Source organism: Cellulophaga sp. 3_MG-2023, from assembly GCF_030546975.1.
Taxonomy (GTDB): Bacteria; Bacteroidota; Bacteroidia; order Flavobacteriales; family Flavobacteriaceae; genus Cellulophaga.
This window is the reverse complement of record NZ_JAUOPS010000003.1, coordinates 270,072-292,529: the sequence shown is the minus strand read 5'-3', so window position 1 is coordinate 292,529 and position 22,458 is coordinate 270,072. Positions and strand designations below refer to the sequence as shown.

Sequence of the window (22,458 nt, the reverse complement as noted above, 5' to 3'; positions counted from 1 at the left end):
TTGCATATCTTAACCATAAATTAAACCAACCAATAAATAACCACTTTTACACTAACCATGTTAAAAAAAATACCTTACTTAGTTTTAATTTTTTCTTTTGCTTTAACAAGTTGTTCTAAAGACAACTTAGATAGTGAGCTTAGCACTAAAAGTAGTGCAGAACTAGAAAACGAATTGTTTGCACAAGTAAACAAACACAGAGAATCTATTGGTAAGCAACCATTATTAAAAAGTACCATAGCTAAACAGTATGCAGAAAAGCATTGTATATATATGGCAACTACTAAAGATTTGAGTCACGCTAATTTTGAAGAAAGAGCAAAAGCAATTTCTGAAAAAACTGGCGCAAACTACATTTCAGAAAACATAGCAAATAGTTATAAATCTGCTCAAGAAACCATAACTAGCTGGTTACAAAGTGATGGCCATAAAGCAAACCTAGAAGGTGATTATACACATACTGGCATAAGTGTTATGTATGAACAAGATGGCGATTACTACTACACACAACTTTTTTACAAATAAATATTACTTTAAATAATAGTCCGTTTTTAAGTTTTAAAACAAGTTATTTCTTATTTCTTTTTGCTAAATCTGCATAACTATGTAGTTTATCTAGAAAGAAACATATTACCGATTTTATTTTGTCTTACGTAGTATTTAACACTAATACAGACGTTTATACACTTACATTTGTTATAACCCAAATTTTTAAATGACGATTGATTAGTATGAAAAAGATAAAATCCCCCTTAATTTACTTTGTTATAATTTTATTTTTAAGCTGTACCACAGACAGTGTAGACGAATTATATAAAGAAGTTGCGGTAACAGAAATGGAAGCCGAATTAGTTACATTAATTAACAACCACAGAACTACAATTGGTTTAAAAAAATTACAAACAAGTAACAATGCCTATAGGTATGCCAAAGAGCATAATGTGTATATGATACAAGTTAATGATATAAACCATGATAATTTTATAAAAAGAGCAGAGGGTTTATCTTCTGAAACTAGTGCAACTCTTGTTGCAGAAAATGTAGCAAATAAGTACCATACAGCATCACAAATTTTAGATGCATGGTTAAAAAGTGAAAATCATAAGAATAATATAGAAACCGACTTTAAATATACTGGCATATCTATATTAAGTAATACACAAGGTGAGTACTATGTAACTCAAATGTTATACAAATAAGACGCGGTTAAACTGTTTTCTTTTCTTAAATTTGATAAGCATTTTACGTAAAAAAGAAAAGAATTATGTCTATAAAAGCACCCTTTAATTTAAACAAATGGATCTCTGAAAATAGAGACTCACTTAAACCACCTGTTGGTAATAAAAATTTATATAAAGATGCAGGCGATTATATAGTTATGATTGTTGCTGGCCCAAATGCCAGAAAAGATTACCATTATAACGAAACCGAAGAGCTTTTTTACCAATTAGAAGGCACAATAGAAGTACACATACAAGAAGACGGAAAAAAGAGAACAATGCAACTTGGACCTGGAGACATGTATTTGCACCCTGCAAAAGTTCCTCATTCACCAGTACGCCACAAAGACTCTATTGGCTTGGTAATAGAACGCAAAAGAAACAACCTTGGTGTAGATGATGGCCTTCTATGGTTTTGTGACAATTGCAACCATAAGTTATATGAAGCCTATTTTACATTAAATGATATAGAAAAAGACTTTTTAGGTCATTTTAAAACATTTTATGGATCTAAAGACCACCGTACTTGCAATAATTGTGGTACAGTAATGCCTGTAGACAGTAGGTTTACAGCAGATGAAGATTAGTCATTTTCATTAATAAATAGACAGCACAAACCATTACTTTAATTTTGTTAAACAAAGAGCATTTATTTGTAACTTTGTGAGAAACATAACAATTTTTAATATAAAAGTTATAAAAATGTCAAAAATAGCAGCATCTTTTGGAATAGAAAGCGCCTTGAAAGAATTAGGCCTTAAGGATATTAATGAAGGAACTTCTACTGGTTCTACCAATTTCTCTAGTGGAGATATTATAGAAAGTTACTCCCCTGTAGACGGTAAACTTATTGGTAAAGTAAAAGCTACAACAAAAGAAGATTACAGCAAAGTTATGCAAGCTGCAACATCTGCATTTAAAACATGGAGAACAATGCCAGCTCCACAACGTGGAGAAATTGTACGCCAGTTTGGAGAAAAATTAAGAGAAAAAAAAGAAGCTCTTGGAAAACTTGTTTCTTATGAAATGGGTAAAAGTTACCAAGAAGGTTTAGGAGAAGTACAAGAGATGATAGATATCTGTGATTTTGCAGTTGGACTATCTAGGCAATTACACGGTTTAACTATGCACTCTGAACGTCCTGGACACAGAATGTATGAGCAATACCACCCACTTGGCGTAGTTGGCATTATATCTGCTTTTAATTTTCCTGTTGCTGTTTGGGCTTGGAATACTGCCTTGGCTTGGATTTGCGGAGACGTATGTGTTTGGAAACCTAGCGAAAAAACACCTATGTGCGGTGTTGCTTGTCAAAATATAGCGGCAGAGGTTTTTGCTGCTAATAATTTACCTGAAGGAATTTGCAACCTAATAAATGGCGATTATAATGTTGGTGAAATGATGACAAAAGATACCCGTGTACCTTTAGTTTCTGCTACAGGATCTACAAGAATGGGAAAAATTGTTGCTAAAGAGGTTGCTGGTCGTTTAGGTAAATCTTTACTAGAATTAGGTGGTAACAACGCAATTATTGTTACTCCAGATGCAGATGTAAAAATGACGGTTATTGGCGCTGTATTTGGTGCTGTTGGTACTGCTGGTCAACGTTGTACTTCTACTCGTAGATTAATTATACACGAATCTATGTATGATAAGGTTAAAGATGCAGTTGTTAGTGCATACAAACAATTACGTATTGGTAACCCACTTGATGAAAATAACCACGTAGGACCAATTATAGATAAAGATGCAGTAAAAATGTATCAAGATGCTTTAGAAAAAGTAGTTAAAGAAGGAGGTAACATTGTTGTTGAAGGTGGTGTTTTAGAAGGCGAAGGTTACGAAAGCGGTTGCTATGTAAAACCTGCAATTGCAGAAGCCAAAAATTCTTTTGAAATTGTACAACATGAAACCTTTGCTCCAATTTTATATTTACTTAAATATTCTGGTGATGTAGAAAATGCATTAGATATACAAAATGGCGTTGCCCAAGGTTTATCTTCTGCTATTATGACCAACAACTTACGTGAAGCCGAACACTTTTTATCTGTACAAGGATCTGACTGCGGAATTGCAAATGTGAACATAGGAACTTCTGGTGCAGAAATTGGAGGCGCCTTTGGTGGTGAAAAAGAAACAGGTGGTGGTCGTGAGTCTGGCTCTGATGCTTGGAAGGTATATATGAGAAGACAAACTAACACTATTAACTACACAACAGAATTACCGTTAGCACAAGGAATAAAGTTTAACTTATAAGGAAGTGTACTACCCCTTATAAAAAGCCGCTGCATACATTATGTATACAGCGGCTTTATTGTACCTACTAAATAACTTTAGCTAACTAACTAATAATCGTAATAAAAAAAACCCAAATTCAATGCCGCCTTTTGCGGGAGAACAGGGTTTTTTTCCTACTATGATACCATAAAAGTAAAACTATTCTGGTTGTGATTTTCATACAATTATATATTTACCAGTAAAGAATGTATATCTGGTAGGTTTTAGTACATAAACGGTATATGAGCATTACAAAAAGTAAAAAAATCATTAAAAAAAACTTAAGAATGTGTATTTCTTTAACATTTTTAACATTTTACATATTTTTTTTCTAAATTGTAGCGTAAACACAAAAAAACCAGACCATTATGACAAAAAAACTAATGTATCTCCTCGGAATTATTATCACTATTCTGGTAGGATCATACTTTTTTATGAAATGTTGTTCATGTTGCGGATTACCAACCTCAGACACAAATTCTGTAAGCAGCACAAATGAAGAAACAAAAACTCCAGTTGAACCAGAAGCCACCTCATATCCCTTCTCTTTAAAAGGTAATGGCTTTGAATTCTCTAACAATGACAATTTTAATTTTAAAACTTCAGAATTTAAGTACCAAGAACCTTTATCAGAAAATGTAAATAAAGGTGTTGCAGCGCTACAACAGTATTTAGATAAAGATGCTACTAATGCTGTAACCATTACAGGTTTTTATACAGATGCTGAAGAAAACAACTCTGCATATCCTAACTTAGGTATTGCAAGAGCAAATGCTGTTAAAAACTATGTAGTTGCAAGCGGCGTATCTTCATCTAAATTAAATATTGCCGGACAATTAATGGATTCTATGGTACCTAAAGACAGTATTTATTACGGCCCGGTTGCTTATGAGCCAATTGTTGCAGAAGATAACACAGCAGAAATGGATGCCCTTTATTTAAAAATTAAGGCAAACCCTCTAGTTCTTCATTTTAAAACAGGAGAAGCTGCTATTAATTTAACAACAGAACAAAGACAAAAAATAGCAGATATATCTACATACTTAGACAAAGTAGAGGACGCTATGTGTACTGTTGTTGGCCATACAGACAATACGGGTGTTAGAGCAAATAATATTAACTTAGGATTAAACAGAGCTGAGTTTGCAAAACAATATTTAATTGGTAATGGTATTTCTTCAGCCAAAATAAACACTTCTTCAAAAGGTCCAGATGAACCTATTGCAACCAACGATACAGAAGAAGGTAAAGCTCAAAATAGAAGAACAGTAGTAACTTTAAAATAAACACATAAACTAAATTAAATATGGAAAACACAAACATCTGGTGCTGGATTATACCTGCTTTAGTAGGCCTAATTTGTGCAATTCTTGGTTACTTATTAGGAAGGGGTAACAAAGAGGTAATAGACAACTCTGAAGACATACAGATTTGGAAAGACAAAAACAGTAAATTAACAACAGATAAAGATAAATTAGCCGCAAACAACTCACAATTACAAGCAGATTTAGATGCTTGTAGAGCTAAGGCCAAAACAGCTGCAAAACCAGTTGTTGTGCCACCAGTAACTGCAATGGCACCAACACCAGCAGAAAATACAGGTATTGCTTTTGATGCTGCTGCAGCCAAGGCAATTTATGGTAAAAAAGTAAAACAAGACGATTTAAAATTAGTAGAAGGAATTGGACCAAAAATAGAAGGTCTTTTTCATACATTTGACATTAAAACTTGGAAAGCATTGTCTGAGGCATCAGTAGCAAAATGCCAAGAAGTTTTAAACTCCGGTGGAGAACGTTATAGAATACACGACCCATCTTCATGGCCAATGCAAGCTAAAATGTGTTATGAAGGCAAATGGGCCGATTTGCAAAAATGGCAAAGTGAGCACAAGCACGGTAAACTATAACAACAATTACAACCAAGCAAAAAACCCCGATTCTTTATAAAGAATCGGGGTTTTGTTTTATTAAATAACAGTATTAAAGCATACCATTTGCCTGTACCCATTTAAAATGGTACTGATCATCATCAATTTTCATACGGTCTGATATACGCTGTAATCTAGAAGGTAGTTTAGTTAAGTAATCTCTAGCTTTTTCAGCAGAATCATTTAAACCTCTTAAATTTTCAATATCCCAATAACCGTTAAGCTTACTAAGAATTTCTATATAATCCTGAGCAGTGTACACTCCTAATCTTTGTGCACAGTTACTAAAAGTTTCAAAAGCGGTTCCTATGCTACCACCAGACTCACGTAGAAAATGTGCTGGCATAACAATTTTACGTTTCATCATATCAGCAAAGGCTAAAATCATTCCGTTAGGATCCTGATCCATTATAACTTTTACAAACTCTCTGTATGCCAAGTGGTGGCGCATTTCATCACCAGCAATAATATTACACATTTTACCAAGTAAAACATTTCCTTTTTTCTTAGCCATTTGCCCCACTCTTTTGTGAGATATGTTTGTTGCTAATTCTTGAAAAGAAGTATATACAAAGTTCTTATACGGATCTCTATCTGTACCAATATCAAAACCATCTGCAATTAAATGCTGTGTAGTAATTTCTACTTCTCTCATATTTACCCTTCCAGATAAATACAAATATTTATTAAGTACATCTCCGTGTCTATTTTCTTCGGCTGTCCAGTTTCTAACCCACTTAGACCATCCGTTTTCAGGACCATCATGTTGGTCTACTCCTTCAACATCCATTAACCAAGACTCATAAGTTGGTAATGCCTCTTCTGTAATAGTATCTGCAACTAGAGTAACCCAAAAATCGTATCCCAATTCTTTGGCCTCTTCTCTAATTTGCTCTACTTCGTTAAAAAAGTTATCACTCTGAGAATCTGGTAAAAAATCTGTTGGCTGCCATATTTTTTCAATAGGAACTAAGTAAGAGTCTATAAACCCCTCTACTTTGCTCTCTATGGCTTTCATTACTTCTAATCTTATGTTGTGTGCAGACATATAATACAAGTTGTTTTCAACAAAGGTCGACAATAATTTTTAATTCCTTCCTTTTTCTGTAGGATAAAAAGTTGCTACAGCATCACTCTGCCAAACCTCTTTTGTATCTACATTTAGCATAGACAAAGGCCCCTTAAAAGCTGCTCCAGTGTCTATATTGTATACGTTAGCCGCATTTTGAGGCACTGTTTTTCCAATACGAGTAACCGGTGTATGTCCTATGTAAATTTCATTATACTTTAATAAACGTGGTGGGTATTTGGTGTCATCTTTTTCTAAACTACGGTCAACTGCTAAAGCAAGTTCCCACAAAGTTCTATCCCAATAAAAAGTTTTTGAAAAATACTCGAAATCTACTCCTTTTAAGTTTGTAAAACCCGCATGTAAAAAAAGCCTATTTTCACTATCTAAATAGTAATTTTCTAGATCTTCTAAAAACGTAATATGCTTGTTTTTAGTTTCATTATTTAAACCTGCATAAGAATTCTGAGTAGCCTCACCACCGTGTAATACCCAAGTATCATTATGCTCATCTGTTTTTAACCAATTTAAACAAAGCTCGTCATGGTTACCTCTAATAAACGTACAGTTATGTGTATTTTTAAGTTCAATTAAAAAATTAATTGTTTCTACAGCCTCACTCCAACCATCTACGTAATCTCCTAAAAAAATAAGATGATCCTCTTTGGTTACAGCTGCTTTTTGCAACAACTGTTGTAATGCTTTTAATCCTGAATGTATATCTCCTATAACTAATGTTCTCATTGAGTAAATAAAATAAATAGTCCAATAATTAATACTATTAAAAGTACTAAAAAGAAAATTTTCCAGAAAGAATACGGTCTTGTTCCGCTAATTTTTCCTGTTTGCCCGTTTACATAAAATCGATACTCTTTACCATCGTAATTGTATGCACTAATGTAAATAGGTAATAAAATATGTTTAAACGTTTCGTCTTTTAACTTAATATCTGCAGATGAAATTTGTTGTGTATCTCCTCCAATATCTTTTCGTATCCAATTATGAGCAATTTCTTTTGCTTTTGTAAAGGACTGATGGTGACCATCTTTTAATGAAATGGTATATTTTTCTGTAACAAAACCAGCTAAAAACCCAGAATTATATGGTTTTAACTCTTTAAGATTCCAAAAAGCAACTTTAGCAGGTATTTCTCTTTGTTTTTTTTCTGATGCATTAATTAAAATATCATCTACAAAACCATTTACTCTACCAGATGCTGGGTACCATCTTGTTCTACGCTCTTGTCTTGTACTTGTTCCGTTTTTTGTTTTATAGGTTTTTGTAACATAATAATACTCGCCACGCCTACCCACATAATCTGCTGTCATATCTGCATCAAAAGTCCAATGGGGTATATATAAACCACGAATACCCTCTGGATCTAAAGCTGCTTTTTTTAGTTTATCTGGTGCAAACCAAATACCATTAACCCAATTTTTAAAAATACCTCTAGCCTTATTTGTATCTATCTGAAAAGGTACAACTGCACTTGGCAAAATCCATCCTTCTTTTTCAATATCTTCTATAATTAAAGGCTCACTACAATACACACAATGCAAAGATTTGTAGTTTTCTTCTATATGCTGGTTGGCACCACAATTTTTACAGTGTAACAACTCTATAGTTTCTGTATAAGCATTATCGCCAACAGCCTTTAAATAATGATCTAGTTCTAACTCTTCAAAACTACTTTTTGCTTGTTCAATAAACTCCTCATAACCGCAGTACCCACAGCTTAATTGCTGTGAGCCAGGTTTGTATTTTAACTCTGCACCACAATTGGCACAAGATTTTTTTTGTTCAGATTGTTTTAATTCTTCCATAAAAATTACCCCTTAAGTAAAGGGTAAAACTTTTTTTAGGTTGATGAAAGTTAGAGCATTACATTGTTGGTAATGGTGGAGGTGTATTACCGCCCAAGAAAACCTTTAGCTCCTCTATCTCTTGTAAAGCTGTCCAATTTGCCATTCCTTGTTTCCATAATAGAGAATCTTTATTAATGGTTCTGTTGGCAAAAAGCTCTTTTAATTTATCAAAAGTAACAGGGCCCATTTGCTGACCGTTAGCAGCATAAAAATACTGCACCTGTGTTGGCATTGGAGGAGGAACTGCAGCTCCTTGCGGTTGTACTGCTGGTTGTTGTTGCATCATTTGCGGATTCATCATTCCGCCCATTTGCTGCGCCATAACAAAGCCCATTCCCATTCCCATACCTGCACCAGCTGTACCACCATCATTTTTGGCAGCAGCTTCTATTGCTTTTGCAGTTTTAAACTGTGTTAATTTGTTTAAATCTAATTTATCTAGCCTACTGTACTCAAAAATTTCCTTTTTAAGTTCTTCTGGCATAGACACATTTTCTATGTAGAATTTTTCTAACAATATACCAATGCGCCCAAACTCTGGTTGCATTACCTCTTGGCACGTTTCAGAAAGTTCTGATGTATTTGCTGCATACAATTCTATAGGTAAATTAGCTTCACCAACAGTATCTGTAAAACGTGTAACTATTAAACTTTTTAAATGCTCGTTAACTTCATAGTTTGTAAAGTTGCCATCTGTACCAACAACATCTACTACAAATTTACCAGCATCTTGTATTCTAAAACTATATGTGCCAAAAGCTCTAATTTCTGTTAATCCAAAACGAGCATCGCTAAGCATAATTGGGTTTTTAGTTCCCCATTTTTCATCTGTAAATAAGCTAGTGTTTACAAAATAAACTTCTGCTTTAAACGGACTATTAAAACCGTACTTCCAACCTTTTAATGTGGTTAATATTGGTAAATTTTGTGTGTTTAAAGTATATGTTCCCGGTTTAAAAACGTCTGCCAACTGACCTTCGTTTACAAAAACAGCAACTTGCCCTTCTCTAACAATTAATTTTGCGTTGTTTTTTATCTCGTTTTGGTAACGCTCAAAACGATGCACAATAGTATCGTCAGTATTATCTAACCATTCTATTATATCTATAAATTCGTGACTTAATTTCTTTTTAATTTCATCAAATATTCCCATTATGGTAGTGTTTTATTTTTACTGAAAAAAGATAGTGTTTTTAAGACTATCATCAAACTAAAAAACTTTAAAAAGCTATTAAATTTTAGCTACAACTATCTATTATTTAATTATACTTTACTTTTCTTAGTATTCTAAATGCCTCTTTTAAGGATTGATACACTTCTTTATTATACTTTTTAAGTAGAGGTTTTACTTTTTCCATTTGAGTAAAAGCCTCAGGAAAATTATTTAAAAAACAGATTAAATAAACATCTGGCAAATGTTTTAAATCTTCCTCTTCTGAACTAGTTAGTTTTTGCTTTTTATGTAACTTATCTACAATAGCATTGGTTGCGTTAAATATATGATGTAGTGCTTTTTTATTGTACTGTGGTGGTTCAAAAATTAAATTACTTTGAATAAAATATTTTCCGTTGTCATTAAAATTTAGAATTACTTTTTCAAACGGATAATATTTTTGTTCCTTACCTAAACCTAATTGCACATATTCTGTGGTAGTAAAAGAATCGTCATTGTAGGCTATTGTTATTTCATCTAAGTTAGAATAAAATAGCTTTACCTGCTCGTTAATTAACTCTATATCTACCCTAGAATAGTATATTTTATCTTTTATTTTTTTTTGATTTCCCGCCCAACAAACTACAAATTGCTCTTTAAAAACTTTATAGTTGCTTGTTAAGTTTTTGTGTCTATTATTTATAAAATCTATAACACCATCTAAGGTTAATTCTATATTGTTTTTAGCATGCTTTTCTATGGTTGCAACAGCATCAGAATTAAGGTCTTTTAACTCTACACCATAGGCTTTGGGTAAGCTAATACTGCCTTCTCTAAAAAAGACAGAGCCGCCGTAGTATTTCCAAATATTTTTTCGCAATGCACATACCTTTCCGTTAGACTTTATAGTAACTAGACCAACAACTTTACCTTCTGGAAGTTGCGGAAACGGTATGTTTTCATAAGATATTAAAGGAGGATTATCTAGGTACGCATTTACAAGATTTTGAATTTTACTGTCATCAAAAAAATCTACACCAACTATTTTATTATCTTCATCTTCTACACCAATAACAATAAAAGAATTATTATTGGGATTACTGTTTGCAAGAGCGCAAACGTGTTTTAAAAATTTTGCTTTCCCTTCTTTTTGTCCAATATCTATAAAGCGCTTTTTGTCATAAAAACTATTCTCGTCATTATGAGCCAAAAGGTTTTTAACTAAAAGTCGCTTATTAATCATTTTAAAAAATGTTGGTTACAAAATAGAAAATCAGTTTTTATTTACAATTGTACTACTTGCCTGTGCTGTACTCATAACTACTAAATCTGCAATATTTACATGGTATGGCCTTGTAACCACAAAGTGTATAATATCTGCAATATCTTCTGGTTGCAAAGGAGTAAAACCTTTATAAACCTTATCTGCCTTTTCTGTATTTCCTTTAAATCTAACCTCACTAAACTCGGTCTCTACCATTCCTGGATTTACAGCACCAACTCTTATATTAAACGGATTTAAATCTATTCGCATACCTTGGTTTATAGCATCTACTGCATGTTTGCTTGCACAATACACGTTACCATTTGGATACACCTCTTTACCTGCTGTAGAGCCAATATTTATAATATGTCCGGATTTTTTTGCCGTCATTTTAGGAATTACAGCCTTAGAAACATACAATAAGCCTTTTACATTAATATCTAACATTGCATCCCAATCTTCTAAATTACCATCTTGCAATGGCTCTAATCCATGCGCATTACCAGCATTATTAATAAGAATATCAATATCTTTAAAACTGTTTGGTAAGCTCTCTATTTGTTCTAAAACACTAGTTTTATTACGTACATCAAAATTTAATGTATGCACAGCGACCTCTTTCTCTAACTCCATTTTAAGAGCATCTAAACGCTCTTGCCTACGACCACAAAGCACAACGTCTATATTATTTTTAGCAAATATTTTAGCTGTTGCCATACCAATACCACTTGTAGCACCAGTTATTAATGCAATTTTATTTTTACTCATTTTTATCTTTTTTTAAGGTACAGGATGCCCTTGACTGGCTTTTAATAATACAAACCAATCTTCTAATTCTAAATTAATATCTAAAGCATTAACCGCTGCAATTACACGTTCTGGTGTTGCAGTGCCAATTACAGGATATACTTTAGCAGGGTGTTTTAAAACCCAAGCCAAAAGTAGCTGATCTTCAGTTGCATTATATTTTTTAGTTAATAAACCTAAAGCTTCTTTTATGCGAGATGTTTTATCATTTTTTTCTTTAAAGTAAGATCCCAAAGAACTCCAAGCCATTGCCATTCTTTTATTAGTAATACAATCGTCTAAAGTACCATCATACATAACACTATGTTGTGTTAATGAAAACTCTACTTGATTACCAACAACAGGAACCGCAGTCTCTATCATCTGTATTTGAGAAGGTGTAAAATTAGACACTCCAAAATCTATTATTTTACCTTCTTTTTTTAATTGATAAATAGCTTCAGAAATCTCTAGAGGATGCATTAATGGGCTTGGCCTATGTAGCAATAAAAAATCTAAATAATCTGTTTTTAAATTTTTTAAAGACTGATGCACAGATTCTATAATGTATTCTTTGTTATATTGGTAATGGCCTATAGTATTTTCTCTTGCATTACAAACATGTTGTATACCACATTTACTTATAAGCTGTATACTATCTCTAGTAATACTACTATTTACAAAGGCACTACCAAACATAGCCTCATTAGTATAACCGCCATAAATATCTGCATGATCAAAAGTTGTAATGCCTGCATCCAAAGAATGCTGCATTAATTTTATAATTTCTGACTCAGATAAGTTTTTTCCCCAGTTTCCCCAGGTCATTGTACCAGCTATAATTCTGGAGTAGTTTTGCGTTGTCTTCATAATAGTACGTGAAATTAAAAAATTATGTTCACTCTTAAGATGTTTCAATTTTATTTTATCGCTTCATTTCACCTAATTACAAAAAAAGTTTTTCCTCTTTTATTAAAAAAATAAAACCAAACCTTTAAATCATCATTTTATGGTCTACTTTGTAACTTGCTAAAGTAAAATCACCAATACCTTTTTTTAAGCCTTCTTGTCTGGTTTTCATAACAGTATGTGAAAATTAAAAATATTTTCCTTAAATAGTTCATAATTATATAAGCACAATACAACTTTTAACCTATTATTAACAGCAGAACAGCAAATAAATTAAGATTTTGCATCTTATTAAATACTTTTATATTTTGCAGAACAATTTTAATGGCTTATGGAAGAAAATACTACAGTAGATATTAGTGCGGTTAACGAGAAAATTGCTCAAGAAAGTGCTTTTATTGATCTACTAATGCTAGAGATGAACAAAGTAATTGTTGGTCAAAAACGTATGGTAGAACGCCTACTAATTGGATTATTAGGACAAGGACATATTTTATTAGAAGGTGTCCCTGGGCTAGCTAAAACATTAGCAATTAACACCTTATCTAAAGCGGTTCGCGGTAACTTTAGCAGAATACAGTTTACACCAGATTTGTTACCTGCAGATGTTGTAGGTACTATGATTTTTAATATGAAAGAGAATGATTTCTCTATCAAAAAAGGACCAATATTTGCCAACTTTGTATTAGCAGATGAAATTAATAGGGCTCCTGCAAAAGTGCAATCCGCTTTGTTAGAAGCTATGCAAGAGAAACAAGTTACTATTGGTGATGAAACTTTTGTTTTAGAAAAGCCTTTTTTAGTAATGGCTACACAAAACCCTGTTGAGCAAGAAGGTACCTATCCACTGCCAGAAGCGCAGGTAGACCGTTTTATGCTAAAAACAGTAATTAACTATCCTAAATTAAACGAGGAGCAGCTAATTATGCGTCAGAATTTAAAAGGTTCTTATGACGAGGTTAAGCCTGTTGTAACCGTACAGCAAATACTAAGTGCACAAAAAGCAGTTAGAGAGGTTTATATGGATGAAAAGATTGAAAAATACATCTTAGACATCATATTTGCGACACGTTACCCAGAAAAATACAACTTAGAAAGCCTAAAGCCGCTTATTAGTTTTGGAGCATCTCCGCGTGGTAGTATTAATTTAGCTACTGCTGCAAAATGTTATGCTTTTATTAAACGTAGAGGTTATGTAATACCAGAAGATGTTAGAGCCGTTGTACACGATGTTCTTAGACATAGAATTGGAATTACTTATGAGGCTGAAGCAGAAAACGTTACTTCTGAAGAAATCATTAATAAGATTGTTAACGAAGTAGAAGTGCCTTAAATCAGTCGTCAGTTATATGTCGTGGTTAGCCGTTTTAAACACAAGCCACTTACTAGTTAATGTACACTGCAAACTGAAGAATGGATACTAAAGAATTACTTAAAAAAGTTCGTAAAATTGAGATAAAGACTAGACGTCTTTCCAACCATATTTTTGGTGGGGAATACCACTCTACGTTTAAGGGGCGTGGTATGACGTTTAGTGAGGTACGCCAATACCAATTTGGAGATGATGTGCGTGCCATAGACTGGAACGTTACTGCACGTTACAACGAGCCATACATTAAAGTTTTTGAAGAAGAAAGAGAACTTACAATGATGCTTATGGTAGATATAAGTGGCTCAGAAAATTTTGGAACAACTAATCAATTTAAAAAAGATATTATAACAGAAATATCTGCCACACTTGCCTTTTCTGCATTGCAAAATAACGATAAGGTTGGTTTACTTTTATTTTCTGATGAAGTAGAGCTTTTTATTCCACCTAAAAAAGGAAAAAGTCACGCATTACGTATCATTAGAGAGTTATTAGAGTTTAAACCAAAAAGTACCAAGACAAATTTATCTGAAGCTTTAAAATATTTAAGTAGCGTAATAAAAAAGAGAGCCATTGTTTTTGTGCTATCAGATTTTATTACTGAAGATTATTTACAAACTCTGCGCATTGCCGGAAAAAGACATGATGTTACAGGCATACGTGTTTTTGATGAACGCGAAGAAACCATACCAAATATAGGAATGGTACAAATGCAAGATGCAGAAACAGGCGCTGTAAAACTTATAAATACACAATCTAAAAAAGTAAGACTAGCTTATGGCAAACATTACCAAGATAAGGTAACTTACTTTAAAGAAACATTTACAAAAGCAGGCTGCGGCACATTAAGCTGTAGAGTAGACGAGAGCTATGTAAAAAAATTATTAGGCTATTTTAAGCGAAGAGGATAATGACAATTATTAAAGAAAAAATAACAAATACTAGTAACACATTACTAAAAACAATGTGCGCTTTAGTGTGTCTTTTTTTAGGTTCGTTTACAAGCTACGCACAAAACCAACCTAAAGTAACCGCAGACATAGACACCACTTCTATTAGAATTGGTGAACAAATAAAATATACCATTTTAGTAGATGCAGATTCTACTGCACAGGTTATTTTTCCTGAAGACCAAACCTTTTCTCCTTTAGAAATGGTTGAGGCTTTAGAAATAGACACTACAAAATATAAAGACCGCATTACGCTACAACGTGCTTACGCACTTACTCAGTTTGATTCTGGTGCTTACACCATACCAACACAGCGTATAGAAGTAAACGGAAAAGCATTTTTTACAGATTCTTTAAGGGTAAATGTTGGCACCGTAAAAGTAGATACGTTGGCACAGAAAATGTATGACATTAAACCGCTTATGGTTGTAGAAAAATCTTCTACGTTTCCGTGGTTACTTGTTAGCATAATTATAGCATCATTATTATTAGTTATTGGTTTAATATATTGGTTTATTTTACGTAAGAAACCATTATCCGAAGAAGAAAAAATTGCTCTTTTACCTCCTTATGACCGTGCTATTATAGAGCTAAAAAAGTTAGAAAACTCAAAATATATCATTCAGGATGAGTATAAAGAATACTACTCTGAGCTAACAACAATTGTACGCTCATATTTAGAGGAAGATGTAAAAATATCTGCCTTAGAAAGTACAACAGACCAACTTATTACCAAACTAGAACTTTTAAAAGATGCTGGGCAATTAAAGTTAGATAATGACACAATATCACAATTTAAGCGTGTTTTACAAACTGCAGATTTAGTAAAGTTTGCTAAAAAGAAGCCAGAAACTTCTGTTGCAGAACAAGACCGTGTAGCTATTTCACAAATTGTAGAAAAAACACATGAAGCTTTACCAGAGCCTACAGAGGAAGAACTACTTAAAAATGAAGAGTATTTAGAAGAATTAGCACGCAAAAAAGAAAAGAAAAAATGGATTATTGCCATTGCTACTTTTGTTGGCGCTTTATTAATTGCTCTAGGCGTTTTAGTAAAACTATACGGCTTTAAAACTGTTAAAGACACAACTTTTGGGCATCCTGTTAAAGAGTTACTAGAGAGTGACTGGGTGCAGAGCTCTTATGGTTATCCTCCTGTACAAATAGAAACACCAGAGGTTTTAGTACGACAAGAGATTACATTACCACCAGAAGCACAAGCAAGTATTAAAGACCTACAGTTATTTACATATAGTAGTAATAACACATTGTTTTCGGTTAGTGTTTCATCATCAACCTTTGCAAATCCAGAAACTGAACCAAATTTTAATCAGGTTGCAGAAAAAGCTTTAGAACAATTTGAAGCAGCAGGAACAAAAAATATTACAACAAAACAAGAAGAGTTTAATACGTTTTCTAAAGACACCAAAGGCTTAAAAATATATGGCTCTGGTAAATTTAAAATGCCAAACTCTAAAGAGCTAGTTAATGGCGAGTATGCATTAATTTGTTTTGGAGGCAAAGGTTTTCAGCAACAAATACTAGTGTCTTACTTAGCAGATGATGAGTATGCACAAAAAATTGTAGATCGTATTTTTAATTCAATTGAAGTTAAAGAAGATAAAAAAGAATAAATGTTAGAGAATATCACTTTTGCAAACCCTCAGCTTTTTTGGTTGCTATTATTGCTACCATTGGCTGTGCTATGGTATTTTTTTAAACATAAAGAAGAAACTGCAGCACTAAAAATATCTAGTACACAAGGTTTTACAGACACCAGCATTTTAGCGAAGTTAAAACCAATGCTTTTTATTTTACGCTTATTGGCTTTAGCTGCTATAATTACTGCTTTAGCTAGGCCACAAACCAAAGATGTATCTACCAGAACAAAAACCACAAAAGGTATAGACATTGTTATGGCTATAGATGTATCTTCTAGTATGTTGGCAAAGGATTTAAAACCAGACAGACTAACAGCTCTAAAAAAAGTGGCTGCAGATTTTATTAAAAAAAGACCTAATGACCGTATTGGTTTGGTTGCATATGCTGGTGAAAGTTATACAAAAACACCTATTACTAGTGACAAGTCTATTGTACTATCATCTTTACGCCAAATTACACATGGTCAGCTAGAAGATGGTACTGCCATTGGTATGGGTTTAGCAACGGCTGTTAACCGTTTAAAAGACAGTAAATCTAAAAGTAAAGTAATTATTTTGCTTACAGATGGTGTTAACAACTCTGGTTTTATAGAACCAAAAACTGCAGCTGATTTAGCGGTAGAATATAAAATTAAGACATATACTATTGGTTTAGGTACAAATGGTAACGCATTAACACCAATTGCTTTTAATCCAGACCGTACATATAGGTATGGTATGAGACAGGTAGAAATTGATGAAAAATTACTTGAAGAAATTGCTACCGTTACCGGCGGACAATATTTTAGAGCAACAGACAATGAAAAACTAGCTGCTATTTATGACGAAATAAATAAGCTAGAAAAAACAGACATAGAAGAAATTAAATACACCAATTTTGAAGAAAAGTTTAGACCATTAATTCTGTTAGCTGGTATTTTACTTTTATTAGAATGGGTAATGCGTAACACTTTATTTAGAAGTTTTATCTAAGATTAAGAAAGACAAATGATACAAATAGACGAAAAAATATATTTCTATTTACTGTTCATCATTCCTGTAATGGTGGTCATCTTTGTGTTGCTTTTAATCTGGAAAAAAAGAGCACAGAAAAAATTTGCAGATTTACACTTATTTAAACGCTTAACACCAACAAAATCATCTTTTAAATCAATTTTAAAATTTATTGTTTTTGTTTTAGGTCTAGCGCTTTTAATTGTAGGATTAGCAAACCCTAAAATTGGCACAAAACTTGAAACTGTAAAAAGAGAAGGTGTAGATATTGTATTTGCCGTAGATGTATCTAAAAGTATGTTAGCAGAAGATATTGCGCCTAGCAGATTAGATAAAGCTAAACGTATTGTATCAGAAATTATATCTCAACTAGGTAGCGACCGTATTGGTATTATTGCATATGCAGGACAAGCTTACCCGCAATTGCCAATAACAACAGATTATGGTGCTGCAAAAATGTTTTTACAAGGTCTAAACACAAATATGTTGTCTTCACAAGGAACAGCTATTAATCAGGCTTTAGACTTAGCATCTACTTATTATGATGATGACAAGCAAACAAACAGAGTATTATTTATAATTTCTGACGGAGAAGACCACTCTGAGGGGGCTACATCTAGTGCGGTAGAAAAAGCAATAGACCAAGGAATAAAAATATATACTATTGGAGTAGGTACAGAAAAAGGAGCTCCAATTCCTATAAAAAGAAACGGTGTTTTAGAAAGTCTTAAGAAAGATTTACAAGGTGAAGTGGTAATTACTAAACTTAATAAAGACGTTTTAGAAGATATAGCCGATGATGGCAACGGACAATATATAGACGGTGCAAACACCAGTGATGCAGTAAGTATTATAAAAGATGAATTAAATAAAATGGATAAAACTGAGTTTGAAGCCAAACAATTCTCTGAGTATAAAGACCAATTTCAGTGGTTTATTGGAGCAGGATTGTTCTTCTTGTTTTTAGACATTTTTCTTTTAGATAGAAAAACAAAATGGCTTCAAAAACTTAATTTGTTTAACGAAAAAGAAGTAGAATAAATGAAAAAGCTAGTATACATTGTTTTTTTAATAGGATGCTTTACTTATGCGCAAGAAGATGCAGACGTTAAAGAAAAAGAAAAAGCACTAAACACATCTAAAAACTTAACTTGGGAAGCCAATAAAGAGCTATCTGAGAATAAATTTACACAAGCAGAAGCTAACTACCGTAAAGCAATATCTAAAAGCAATGAAAATGCTGCTGCACCATATAATTTAGGCAGCGCTTACTACAACAAAGAAACCTATAGTGAAGCTTTTGGGAGGTTTAAACAAGCTGGTGAGTTAGCAACAAGTAAGGCAGACAAACATAAGGCGTACCATAATATGGGTAACGTTTTTATGAAAAATAAAGAATATGAAAAAGCGGTTGAAGCTTACAAACAAGCACTAAGGAATAACCCTTCTGATGAAGAAACAAGGTATAATTTTGCTTTAGCAAAAGAATTGTTGAAAAAACAACAAGACGAGCAAAAGAAAAACGACCAAAATAAAGACGACAAAAAAGACGATAAGGAAGACCAAAAGGATAAAAACGAGGATAAAGAAAAGAACGAAGGGGACGGAGACGATAAAAAGGACGACCAAGGAAAAGATAAGGATAAAAAGGACGGCGAAGACAAGGAAGACAAAGGCGACGAAGGAGATAAAAAGAACAAAGACGACAAGGATGGCAAAGGTGATGATGAGAAAAAAGACCAGAAAAAACCTAATGATAAAGGAGATAAAAAACCACAAGAACAGCAGCAACAACCTAGGCCTAACCAATTGTCTAAACAACAGGTAAAAAATCTGTTGAAGGCTATGGAGAACGAGGAGAAAAAAGTTCAAGAAAAGATGGACGCCAAAAAAGTAAAAGGCGCTAAAGTAAAGAACGAAAAAGATTGGTAATACATATCATGAAAGCAAAGCTGTACATATTATATTTATTAACCCTTTTTACTACGCTAGGACTTAGTGCTCAAGAAGAGGTTACATTTTCTGTAAAGCTTAGTAAAGAAAAACTAGGTCTTAACGAACGTTTAAAAGTAGAATTTACAACTAATAAACAAGGCGATAACTTTGTTGCTCCTAATTTTAAAGGGTTTACTGTACTAATGGGCCCTGCAACTTCTATTAGCAGATCTTGGAACAACGGTAAGCGTAAATTTTCATTATCATATTCTTATATTTTACAGCCAAGTACAAAAGGTAAAATTACTATAGATCCTGCAAAAATTACTATTGATGATCAAGAGTACAAGTCAGATGCTAAAACAATAACTGTTACAGATGCTGTTGTAAACCCTAACGCACCGCCATCTGCTAGTGATATTGCTCAAGAAAACCTACACCTAGTTGCTGAAATTAGCAAACCCAACCCTTATTTAAACGAGGCTATAACTGTTGTATATAAAATGTATGTTAGCCCTTCTATAGAAGTTTCTGGTTTTCAGGCAGTAGACAACCCTAAATACAATAATTTTTGGAGTCAAGATATTCCCGTAAAGAGATATACTACCAAAGACGATAAATTTAAAGGAGAGGAATACAGGTCTGTGATATTAAAACGCGTTGTTTTATATCCGCAGAAAACTGGTAAACTAACATTAGAGCCACTTTCATTAGATGTTGGTGTACAAGTACCAACCCAAAGAAGAGACTTTTTTGGAAGCCCAATATATGCGCAAGCAAACCTAAGAGTGTCTGCTGGTAATAGATCTATTAATGTAAAGCCATTACCAGAAGAAGGCAAACCAGCAAGTTTTACAGGTGCTGTGGGAGATTTTAATTTCTTTGTAACAACAAGCAAAACTCATTTAAACGCAGCAGAATCTTTACAAGCTAAGGTTGAAATTAGTGGTAAAGGAAATTTAAAGTTATTTGACATTCCTACGTTAAATTTACCTGGTTCACTAGAAGTTTACGATCCAGAACATGATGAGAAAGTAACCACAACTTACTCTGGTATGGAAGGCAAAATTAGTGACAGCTATACTATTGTTCCAGAGTACAGAGGAAAGTACCCAGTACCAAGTATTGCTTTTAGCTATTTTAATCCAAAAACTAAAAAATACCACACTCTTAACTCAGATGAGCTTGTTATAAATGTAGTAGAAGGACCTACAAATACAGAGGACACAACAGCTAAAAGTGACAATGTACCTAACAAACAAGTTGTAGAAACAAAAGGAAAACAATTTAACTTTATAAAAACACAAACAAACCTAACAACAATTGGCAACAATTACTTTTTTAAGTCTACTGCATATTACTTGTGGCTGCTACTACCAATATTGCTAATTCCTATAGCAATATTATTAGGCCGCAAAAGAGAAGCTATGGCCTCTGACGTAGTTGGCAACAAAGTTAGAAAGGCTAACAGGTTGGCTCGCAAATATTTATCTGCAGCTAAAAAGACTTTAGGGAAAAAAGATGCTTTTTATGTAGCGCTAGAAAAAGCACTACACAACTACTTAAAAGCAAAACTTAAAATTGAAACATCTGATTTTAGTAAGGATAAAATAACAGACTTGTTAAACGAAAAAAATATTGACCAAAACACAATAGACGGATTTTTATCGCTCTTAAAAAACTGTGAAATGGCTCGTTATAGTCCGTTTTCTAATGTTCAAATGCAGCAAGATTATAACAAGGCAAGTGAAGTAATTTCGCAAATGGATAAACAGTTATAACTATGAAAAAAATACTATTTATACTTGTTTTATGCGTTTCGTTTTTGGGATATTCTCAAAATAACGACCTGTTTAAAAAAGCTACTGAAGCTTATAATAATGGCAAGTATGATGCTGCCATTAAAGACTATTTGCAAATAATAGAAAATGGCAAGCACTCTCCAGAATTATACTATAATCTAGGCAATTCATATTACAAGCTAAACAAGGTTGCTCCTAGCATATATTATTACGAAAAAGCACTACTACTTAAGCCAAACGATAATGAAATAAAAAATAATTTGGGTTACGCAAAAAATATGACTTTAGACGTAATTAACCCTTTACCGGTTACTACCCTAAAAACTATGTACAATAAAGTGGTTGGTTATTTTAATTTTGACCAATGGGCATACCTAAGCGTTGTACTAATAATTTTGTTTGTTATTTTTTATATTGCTTTCAAATTTTTTAATTATTCTACTAAAAAAAGAATTTCATTTATACTTAGTATTACTTTTTTAGTTTTATCGTTAATAGCAATTGCAGCCGCTTACTTAAACTTTTCTGATTTTAAACAAAATAGACCTGCAATTGTCTTTAATGAAGAGTCTCTGGTATTAGAAGAGCCAAACACCAGAAGCAAAGAAATATTTAGGCTGCATGAAGGCACTAAAGTTTTTGTACTTGACGAATTAAAACAGTATTACAAAATAAAATTAGTTGATGGTAAAACCGGCTGGATTTCATCTGAAGAAATAAAAGAAATTAAATAATTTTAAGTTTACTACCGCCTAATTTTAAATTTTATACATTTGCCGCTCCTATAAATTATAATGTTCAAAAAGTTTTCATCCATATTTTTAGCAATTTTAATAGTTGGTATTATTATTACCCCAACTGTACTTTTGCATTTAGATGATAATATAGAAATATCTGTAACAATTAATTCTGGTGAAGATGAAGAATGCAATTCTTTAGAGATTATATCTTCTACCACCAATTGGACATTTTTACATCCATTTAAATCTACTATTGCACCTGTTTATTGTAGTAAAAACTACTCTAAACCACATTTTAACCTACTATTACCACCTCCAGAGCTAAGTTAATCCTTAGTTATATTTTTAGTATTAAATACTAAAACATACTACACCCAAAAAGTAAAACATTACTTTTAATTAAAATTATTATATATATTTTTAGTTCTAAATCTAGTTTCAGAGCTTTAAATTTCACTAGCTATAAGTTTGCTTTTTAAGATCATTTATAGGCTATTTACTATCAAAATTTAAATTCTTTTTTAGTTCAATAAAATCA

The 22,458-nt window shown here is 32.7% G+C and carries 22 protein-coding genes; 15 read left to right on the top strand and 7 right to left on the bottom strand.

The genetic code is table 11. The annotated features are described in order from the left end of the window. The first annotated feature begins 57 nt into the window (after nt 1–57). The 6 genes from Q4487_RS10965 (at nt 58) to Q4487_RS10940 (ending at nt 5,403) form a co-directional block, all read left to right on the top strand. Entirely contained in the window at nt 58–525 is a 468-nt protein-coding gene (locus Q4487_RS10965) for a CAP domain-containing protein (protein ID WP_303542018.1), read from the top strand. A gap of 206 nt (nt 526–731) precedes the next feature. Continuing rightward, entirely contained in the window at nt 732–1,199 is a 468-nt protein-coding gene (locus Q4487_RS10960) for a CAP domain-containing protein (protein ID WP_303542020.1), read from the top strand. A 65-nt stretch (nt 1,200–1,264) separates the two neighbouring features. Continuing rightward, complete coding sequence (locus Q4487_RS10955; RefSeq protein ID WP_100894588.1) at nt 1,265–1,807, top strand: 3-hydroxyanthranilate 3,4-dioxygenase; 543 nt, start codon at nt 1,265–1,267, stop codon at nt 1,805–1,807. Between the two features lie 115 nt (nt 1,808–1,922). After that, on the top strand, nt 1,923–3,476 hold the full coding sequence (locus Q4487_RS10950) for an aldehyde dehydrogenase family protein (RefSeq protein ID WP_303542022.1): 1,554 nt from the start codon (nt 1,923–1,925) through the stop codon (nt 3,474–3,476). 389 nt (nt 3,477–3,865) lie between these two features. Beyond that, complete coding sequence (locus Q4487_RS10945) at nt 3,866–4,783, top strand: OmpA family protein (RefSeq protein WP_303542024.1); 918 nt, start codon at nt 3,866–3,868, stop codon at nt 4,781–4,783. A 20-nt stretch (nt 4,784–4,803) separates the two neighbouring features. Continuing rightward, nucleotides 4,804–5,403, top strand: coding sequence for a hypothetical protein (locus tag Q4487_RS10940; protein ID WP_100894586.1), 600 nt, complete (start codon nt 4,804–4,806; stop codon nt 5,401–5,403). A gap of 73 nt (nt 5,404–5,476) precedes the next feature. On the opposite strand, the gene Q4487_RS10935 is transcribed toward Q4487_RS10940, so the two are convergent. The 7 genes from Q4487_RS10935 to Q4487_RS10905 all read right to left on the bottom strand — a co-directional run bounded on the left by Q4487_RS10935 (nt 5,477) and on the right by Q4487_RS10905 (nt 12,431). Beyond that, on the bottom strand, nt 5,477–6,472 hold the full coding sequence (locus Q4487_RS10935) for an acyl-ACP desaturase (protein WP_100894585.1): 996 nt from the start codon (nt 6,470–6,472) through the stop codon (nt 5,477–5,479). A 39-nt stretch (nt 6,473–6,511) separates the two neighbouring features. After that, complete coding sequence (locus Q4487_RS10930; RefSeq protein ID WP_100894584.1) at nt 6,512–7,237, bottom strand: metallophosphoesterase family protein; 726 nt, start codon at nt 7,235–7,237, stop codon at nt 6,512–6,514. Further along, nucleotides 7,234–8,316: a DNA helicase PriA gene (locus tag Q4487_RS10925; protein ID WP_100894583.1), complete on the bottom strand. Its 1,083-nt coding sequence runs from the start codon at nt 8,314–8,316 to the stop codon at nt 7,234–7,236. Before Q4487_RS10925 ends, Q4487_RS10930 begins: the two co-directional genes overlap by 4 nt. Before the next feature lie 58 nt (nt 8,317–8,374). Then, nucleotides 8,375–9,511 (bottom strand): SPFH domain-containing protein, encoded by a 1,137-nt coding sequence (locus Q4487_RS10920; protein WP_303542027.1) that lies wholly within the window; start codon nt 9,509–9,511, stop codon nt 8,375–8,377. A gap of 106 nt (nt 9,512–9,617) precedes the next feature. Continuing rightward, entirely contained in the window at nt 9,618–10,754 is a 1,137-nt protein-coding gene (locus Q4487_RS10915) for an ATP-binding protein (RefSeq protein WP_303542029.1), read from the bottom strand. A gap of 30 nt (nt 10,755–10,784) precedes the next feature. Next, entirely contained in the window at nt 10,785–11,543 is a 759-nt protein-coding gene (locus Q4487_RS10910) for an SDR family NAD(P)-dependent oxidoreductase (RefSeq protein ID WP_303542031.1), read from the bottom strand. Between the two features lie 12 nt (nt 11,544–11,555). Then, on the bottom strand, nt 11,556–12,431 hold the full coding sequence (locus Q4487_RS10905) for an aldo/keto reductase family oxidoreductase (RefSeq protein ID WP_303542033.1): 876 nt from the start codon (nt 12,429–12,431) through the stop codon (nt 11,556–11,558). A gap of 370 nt (nt 12,432–12,801) precedes the next feature. Between Q4487_RS10905 and Q4487_RS10900 the strand changes: the two genes are divergently transcribed. The 9 genes from Q4487_RS10900 to Q4487_RS10860 all read left to right on the top strand — a co-directional run bounded on the left by Q4487_RS10900 (nt 12,802) and on the right by Q4487_RS10860 (nt 22,250). After that, a complete protein-coding gene (locus tag Q4487_RS10900; RefSeq protein ID WP_303542035.1) occupies nt 12,802–13,803 on the top strand; it encodes a MoxR family ATPase in 1,002 nt (333 codons plus the stop codon). Nucleotides 13,804–13,883: 80 nt separating this feature from the next. Further along, nucleotides 13,884–14,750 (top strand): DUF58 domain-containing protein, encoded by an 867-nt coding sequence (locus Q4487_RS10895; RefSeq protein ID WP_303542037.1) that lies wholly within the window; start codon nt 13,884–13,886, stop codon nt 14,748–14,750. Further along, the gene (locus Q4487_RS10890; protein WP_303542039.1) at nt 14,750–16,423 is read left to right on the top strand and encodes a hypothetical protein; all 1,674 of its coding nucleotides are present in this window, start codon (nt 14,750–14,752) and stop codon (nt 16,421–16,423) included. The genes Q4487_RS10895 and Q4487_RS10890 overlap by 1 nt, the downstream gene beginning before the upstream one ends. Beyond that, nucleotides 16,424–17,422, top strand: a complete 999-nt coding sequence (locus tag Q4487_RS10885) for a VWA domain-containing protein (RefSeq protein ID WP_303542041.1) — start codon at nt 16,424–16,426, stop codon at nt 17,420–17,422. Nucleotides 17,423–17,437: 15 nt separating this feature from the next. Beyond that, nucleotides 17,438–18,484, top strand: coding sequence for a VWA domain-containing protein (locus Q4487_RS10880; protein ID WP_303542043.1), 1,047 nt, complete (start codon nt 17,438–17,440; stop codon nt 18,482–18,484). Further along, a complete protein-coding gene (locus Q4487_RS10875) occupies nt 18,485–19,375 on the top strand; it encodes a tetratricopeptide repeat protein (protein ID WP_100894574.1) in 891 nt (296 codons plus the stop codon). Nucleotides 19,376–19,383: 8 nt separating this feature from the next. Continuing rightward, nucleotides 19,384–21,159: a BatD family protein gene (locus Q4487_RS10870; RefSeq protein WP_303542046.1), complete on the top strand. Its 1,776-nt coding sequence runs from the start codon at nt 19,384–19,386 to the stop codon at nt 21,157–21,159. A 2-nt stretch (nt 21,160–21,161) separates the two neighbouring features. Then, nucleotides 21,162–21,914, top strand: coding sequence for a tetratricopeptide repeat protein (locus Q4487_RS10865; RefSeq protein WP_303542048.1), 753 nt, complete (start codon nt 21,162–21,164; stop codon nt 21,912–21,914). A 60-nt stretch (nt 21,915–21,974) separates the two neighbouring features. After that, nucleotides 21,975–22,250: a hypothetical protein gene (locus Q4487_RS10860; RefSeq protein ID WP_303542050.1), complete on the top strand. Its 276-nt coding sequence runs from the start codon at nt 21,975–21,977 to the stop codon at nt 22,248–22,250. Nucleotides 22,251–22,458 lie beyond the last annotated feature (208 nt).

Bases quoted from the DNA above. Each gene is read 5' to 3' on its own strand.
- Q4487_RS10940 (WP_100894586.1), top strand. From the start codon at position 4,804: ATGGAAAACACAAACATCTGGTGCTGGATTATACCTGCTTTAGTAGGC.
- Q4487_RS10885 (WP_303542041.1), top strand. From the start codon at position 16,424: ATGTTAGAGAATATCACTTTTGCAAACCCTCAGCTTTTTTGGTTGCTA.
- Q4487_RS10930 (WP_100894584.1), bottom strand. From the start codon at position 7,237: ATGAGAACATTAGTTATAGGAGATATACATTCAGGATTAAAAGCATTA.
- Q4487_RS10905 (WP_303542033.1), bottom strand. From the start codon at position 12,431: ATGAAGACAACGCAAAACTACTCCAGAATTATAGCTGGTACAATGACC.
- Q4487_RS10925 (WP_100894583.1), bottom strand. From the start codon at position 8,316: ATGGAAGAATTAAAACAATCTGAACAAAAAAAATCTTGTGCCAATTGT.
- Q4487_RS10950 (WP_303542022.1), top strand. From the start codon at position 1,923: ATGTCAAAAATAGCAGCATCTTTTGGAATAGAAAGCGCCTTGAAAGAA.
- Q4487_RS10890 (WP_303542039.1), top strand. From the start codon at position 14,750: ATGACAATTATTAAAGAAAAAATAACAAATACTAGTAACACATTACTA.
- Q4487_RS10880 (WP_303542043.1), top strand. From the start codon at position 17,438: ATGATACAAATAGACGAAAAAATATATTTCTATTTACTGTTCATCATT.
- Q4487_RS10875 (WP_100894574.1), top strand. From the start codon at position 18,485: ATGAAAAAGCTAGTATACATTGTTTTTTTAATAGGATGCTTTACTTAT.
- Q4487_RS10910 (WP_303542031.1), bottom strand. From the start codon at position 11,543: ATGAGTAAAAATAAAATTGCATTAATAACTGGTGCTACAAGTGGTATT.
- Q4487_RS10955 (WP_100894588.1), top strand. From the start codon at position 1,265: ATGTCTATAAAAGCACCCTTTAATTTAAACAAATGGATCTCTGAAAAT.
- Q4487_RS10860 (WP_303542050.1), top strand. From the start codon at position 21,975: ATGTTCAAAAAGTTTTCATCCATATTTTTAGCAATTTTAATAGTTGGT.
- Q4487_RS10945 (WP_303542024.1), top strand. From the start codon at position 3,866: ATGACAAAAAAACTAATGTATCTCCTCGGAATTATTATCACTATTCTG.
- Q4487_RS10895 (WP_303542037.1), top strand. From the start codon at position 13,884: ATGGATACTAAAGAATTACTTAAAAAAGTTCGTAAAATTGAGATAAAG.
- Q4487_RS10900 (WP_303542035.1), top strand. From the start codon at position 12,802: ATGGAAGAAAATACTACAGTAGATATTAGTGCGGTTAACGAGAAAATT.
- Q4487_RS10915 (WP_303542029.1), bottom strand. From the start codon at position 10,754: ATGATTAATAAGCGACTTTTAGTTAAAAACCTTTTGGCTCATAATGAC.
- Q4487_RS10870 (WP_303542046.1), top strand. From the start codon at position 19,384: ATGAAAGCAAAGCTGTACATATTATATTTATTAACCCTTTTTACTACG.
- Q4487_RS10920 (WP_303542027.1), bottom strand. From the start codon at position 9,511: ATGGGAATATTTGATGAAATTAAAAAGAAATTAAGTCACGAATTTATA.
- Q4487_RS10965 (WP_303542018.1), top strand. From the start codon at position 58: ATGTTAAAAAAAATACCTTACTTAGTTTTAATTTTTTCTTTTGCTTTA.
- Q4487_RS10935 (WP_100894585.1), bottom strand. From the start codon at position 6,472: ATGTCTGCACACAACATAAGATTAGAAGTAATGAAAGCCATAGAGAGC.
- Q4487_RS10865 (WP_303542048.1), top strand. From the start codon at position 21,162: ATGAAAAAAATACTATTTATACTTGTTTTATGCGTTTCGTTTTTGGGA.
- Q4487_RS10960 (WP_303542020.1), top strand. From the start codon at position 732: ATGAAAAAGATAAAATCCCCCTTAATTTACTTTGTTATAATTTTATTT.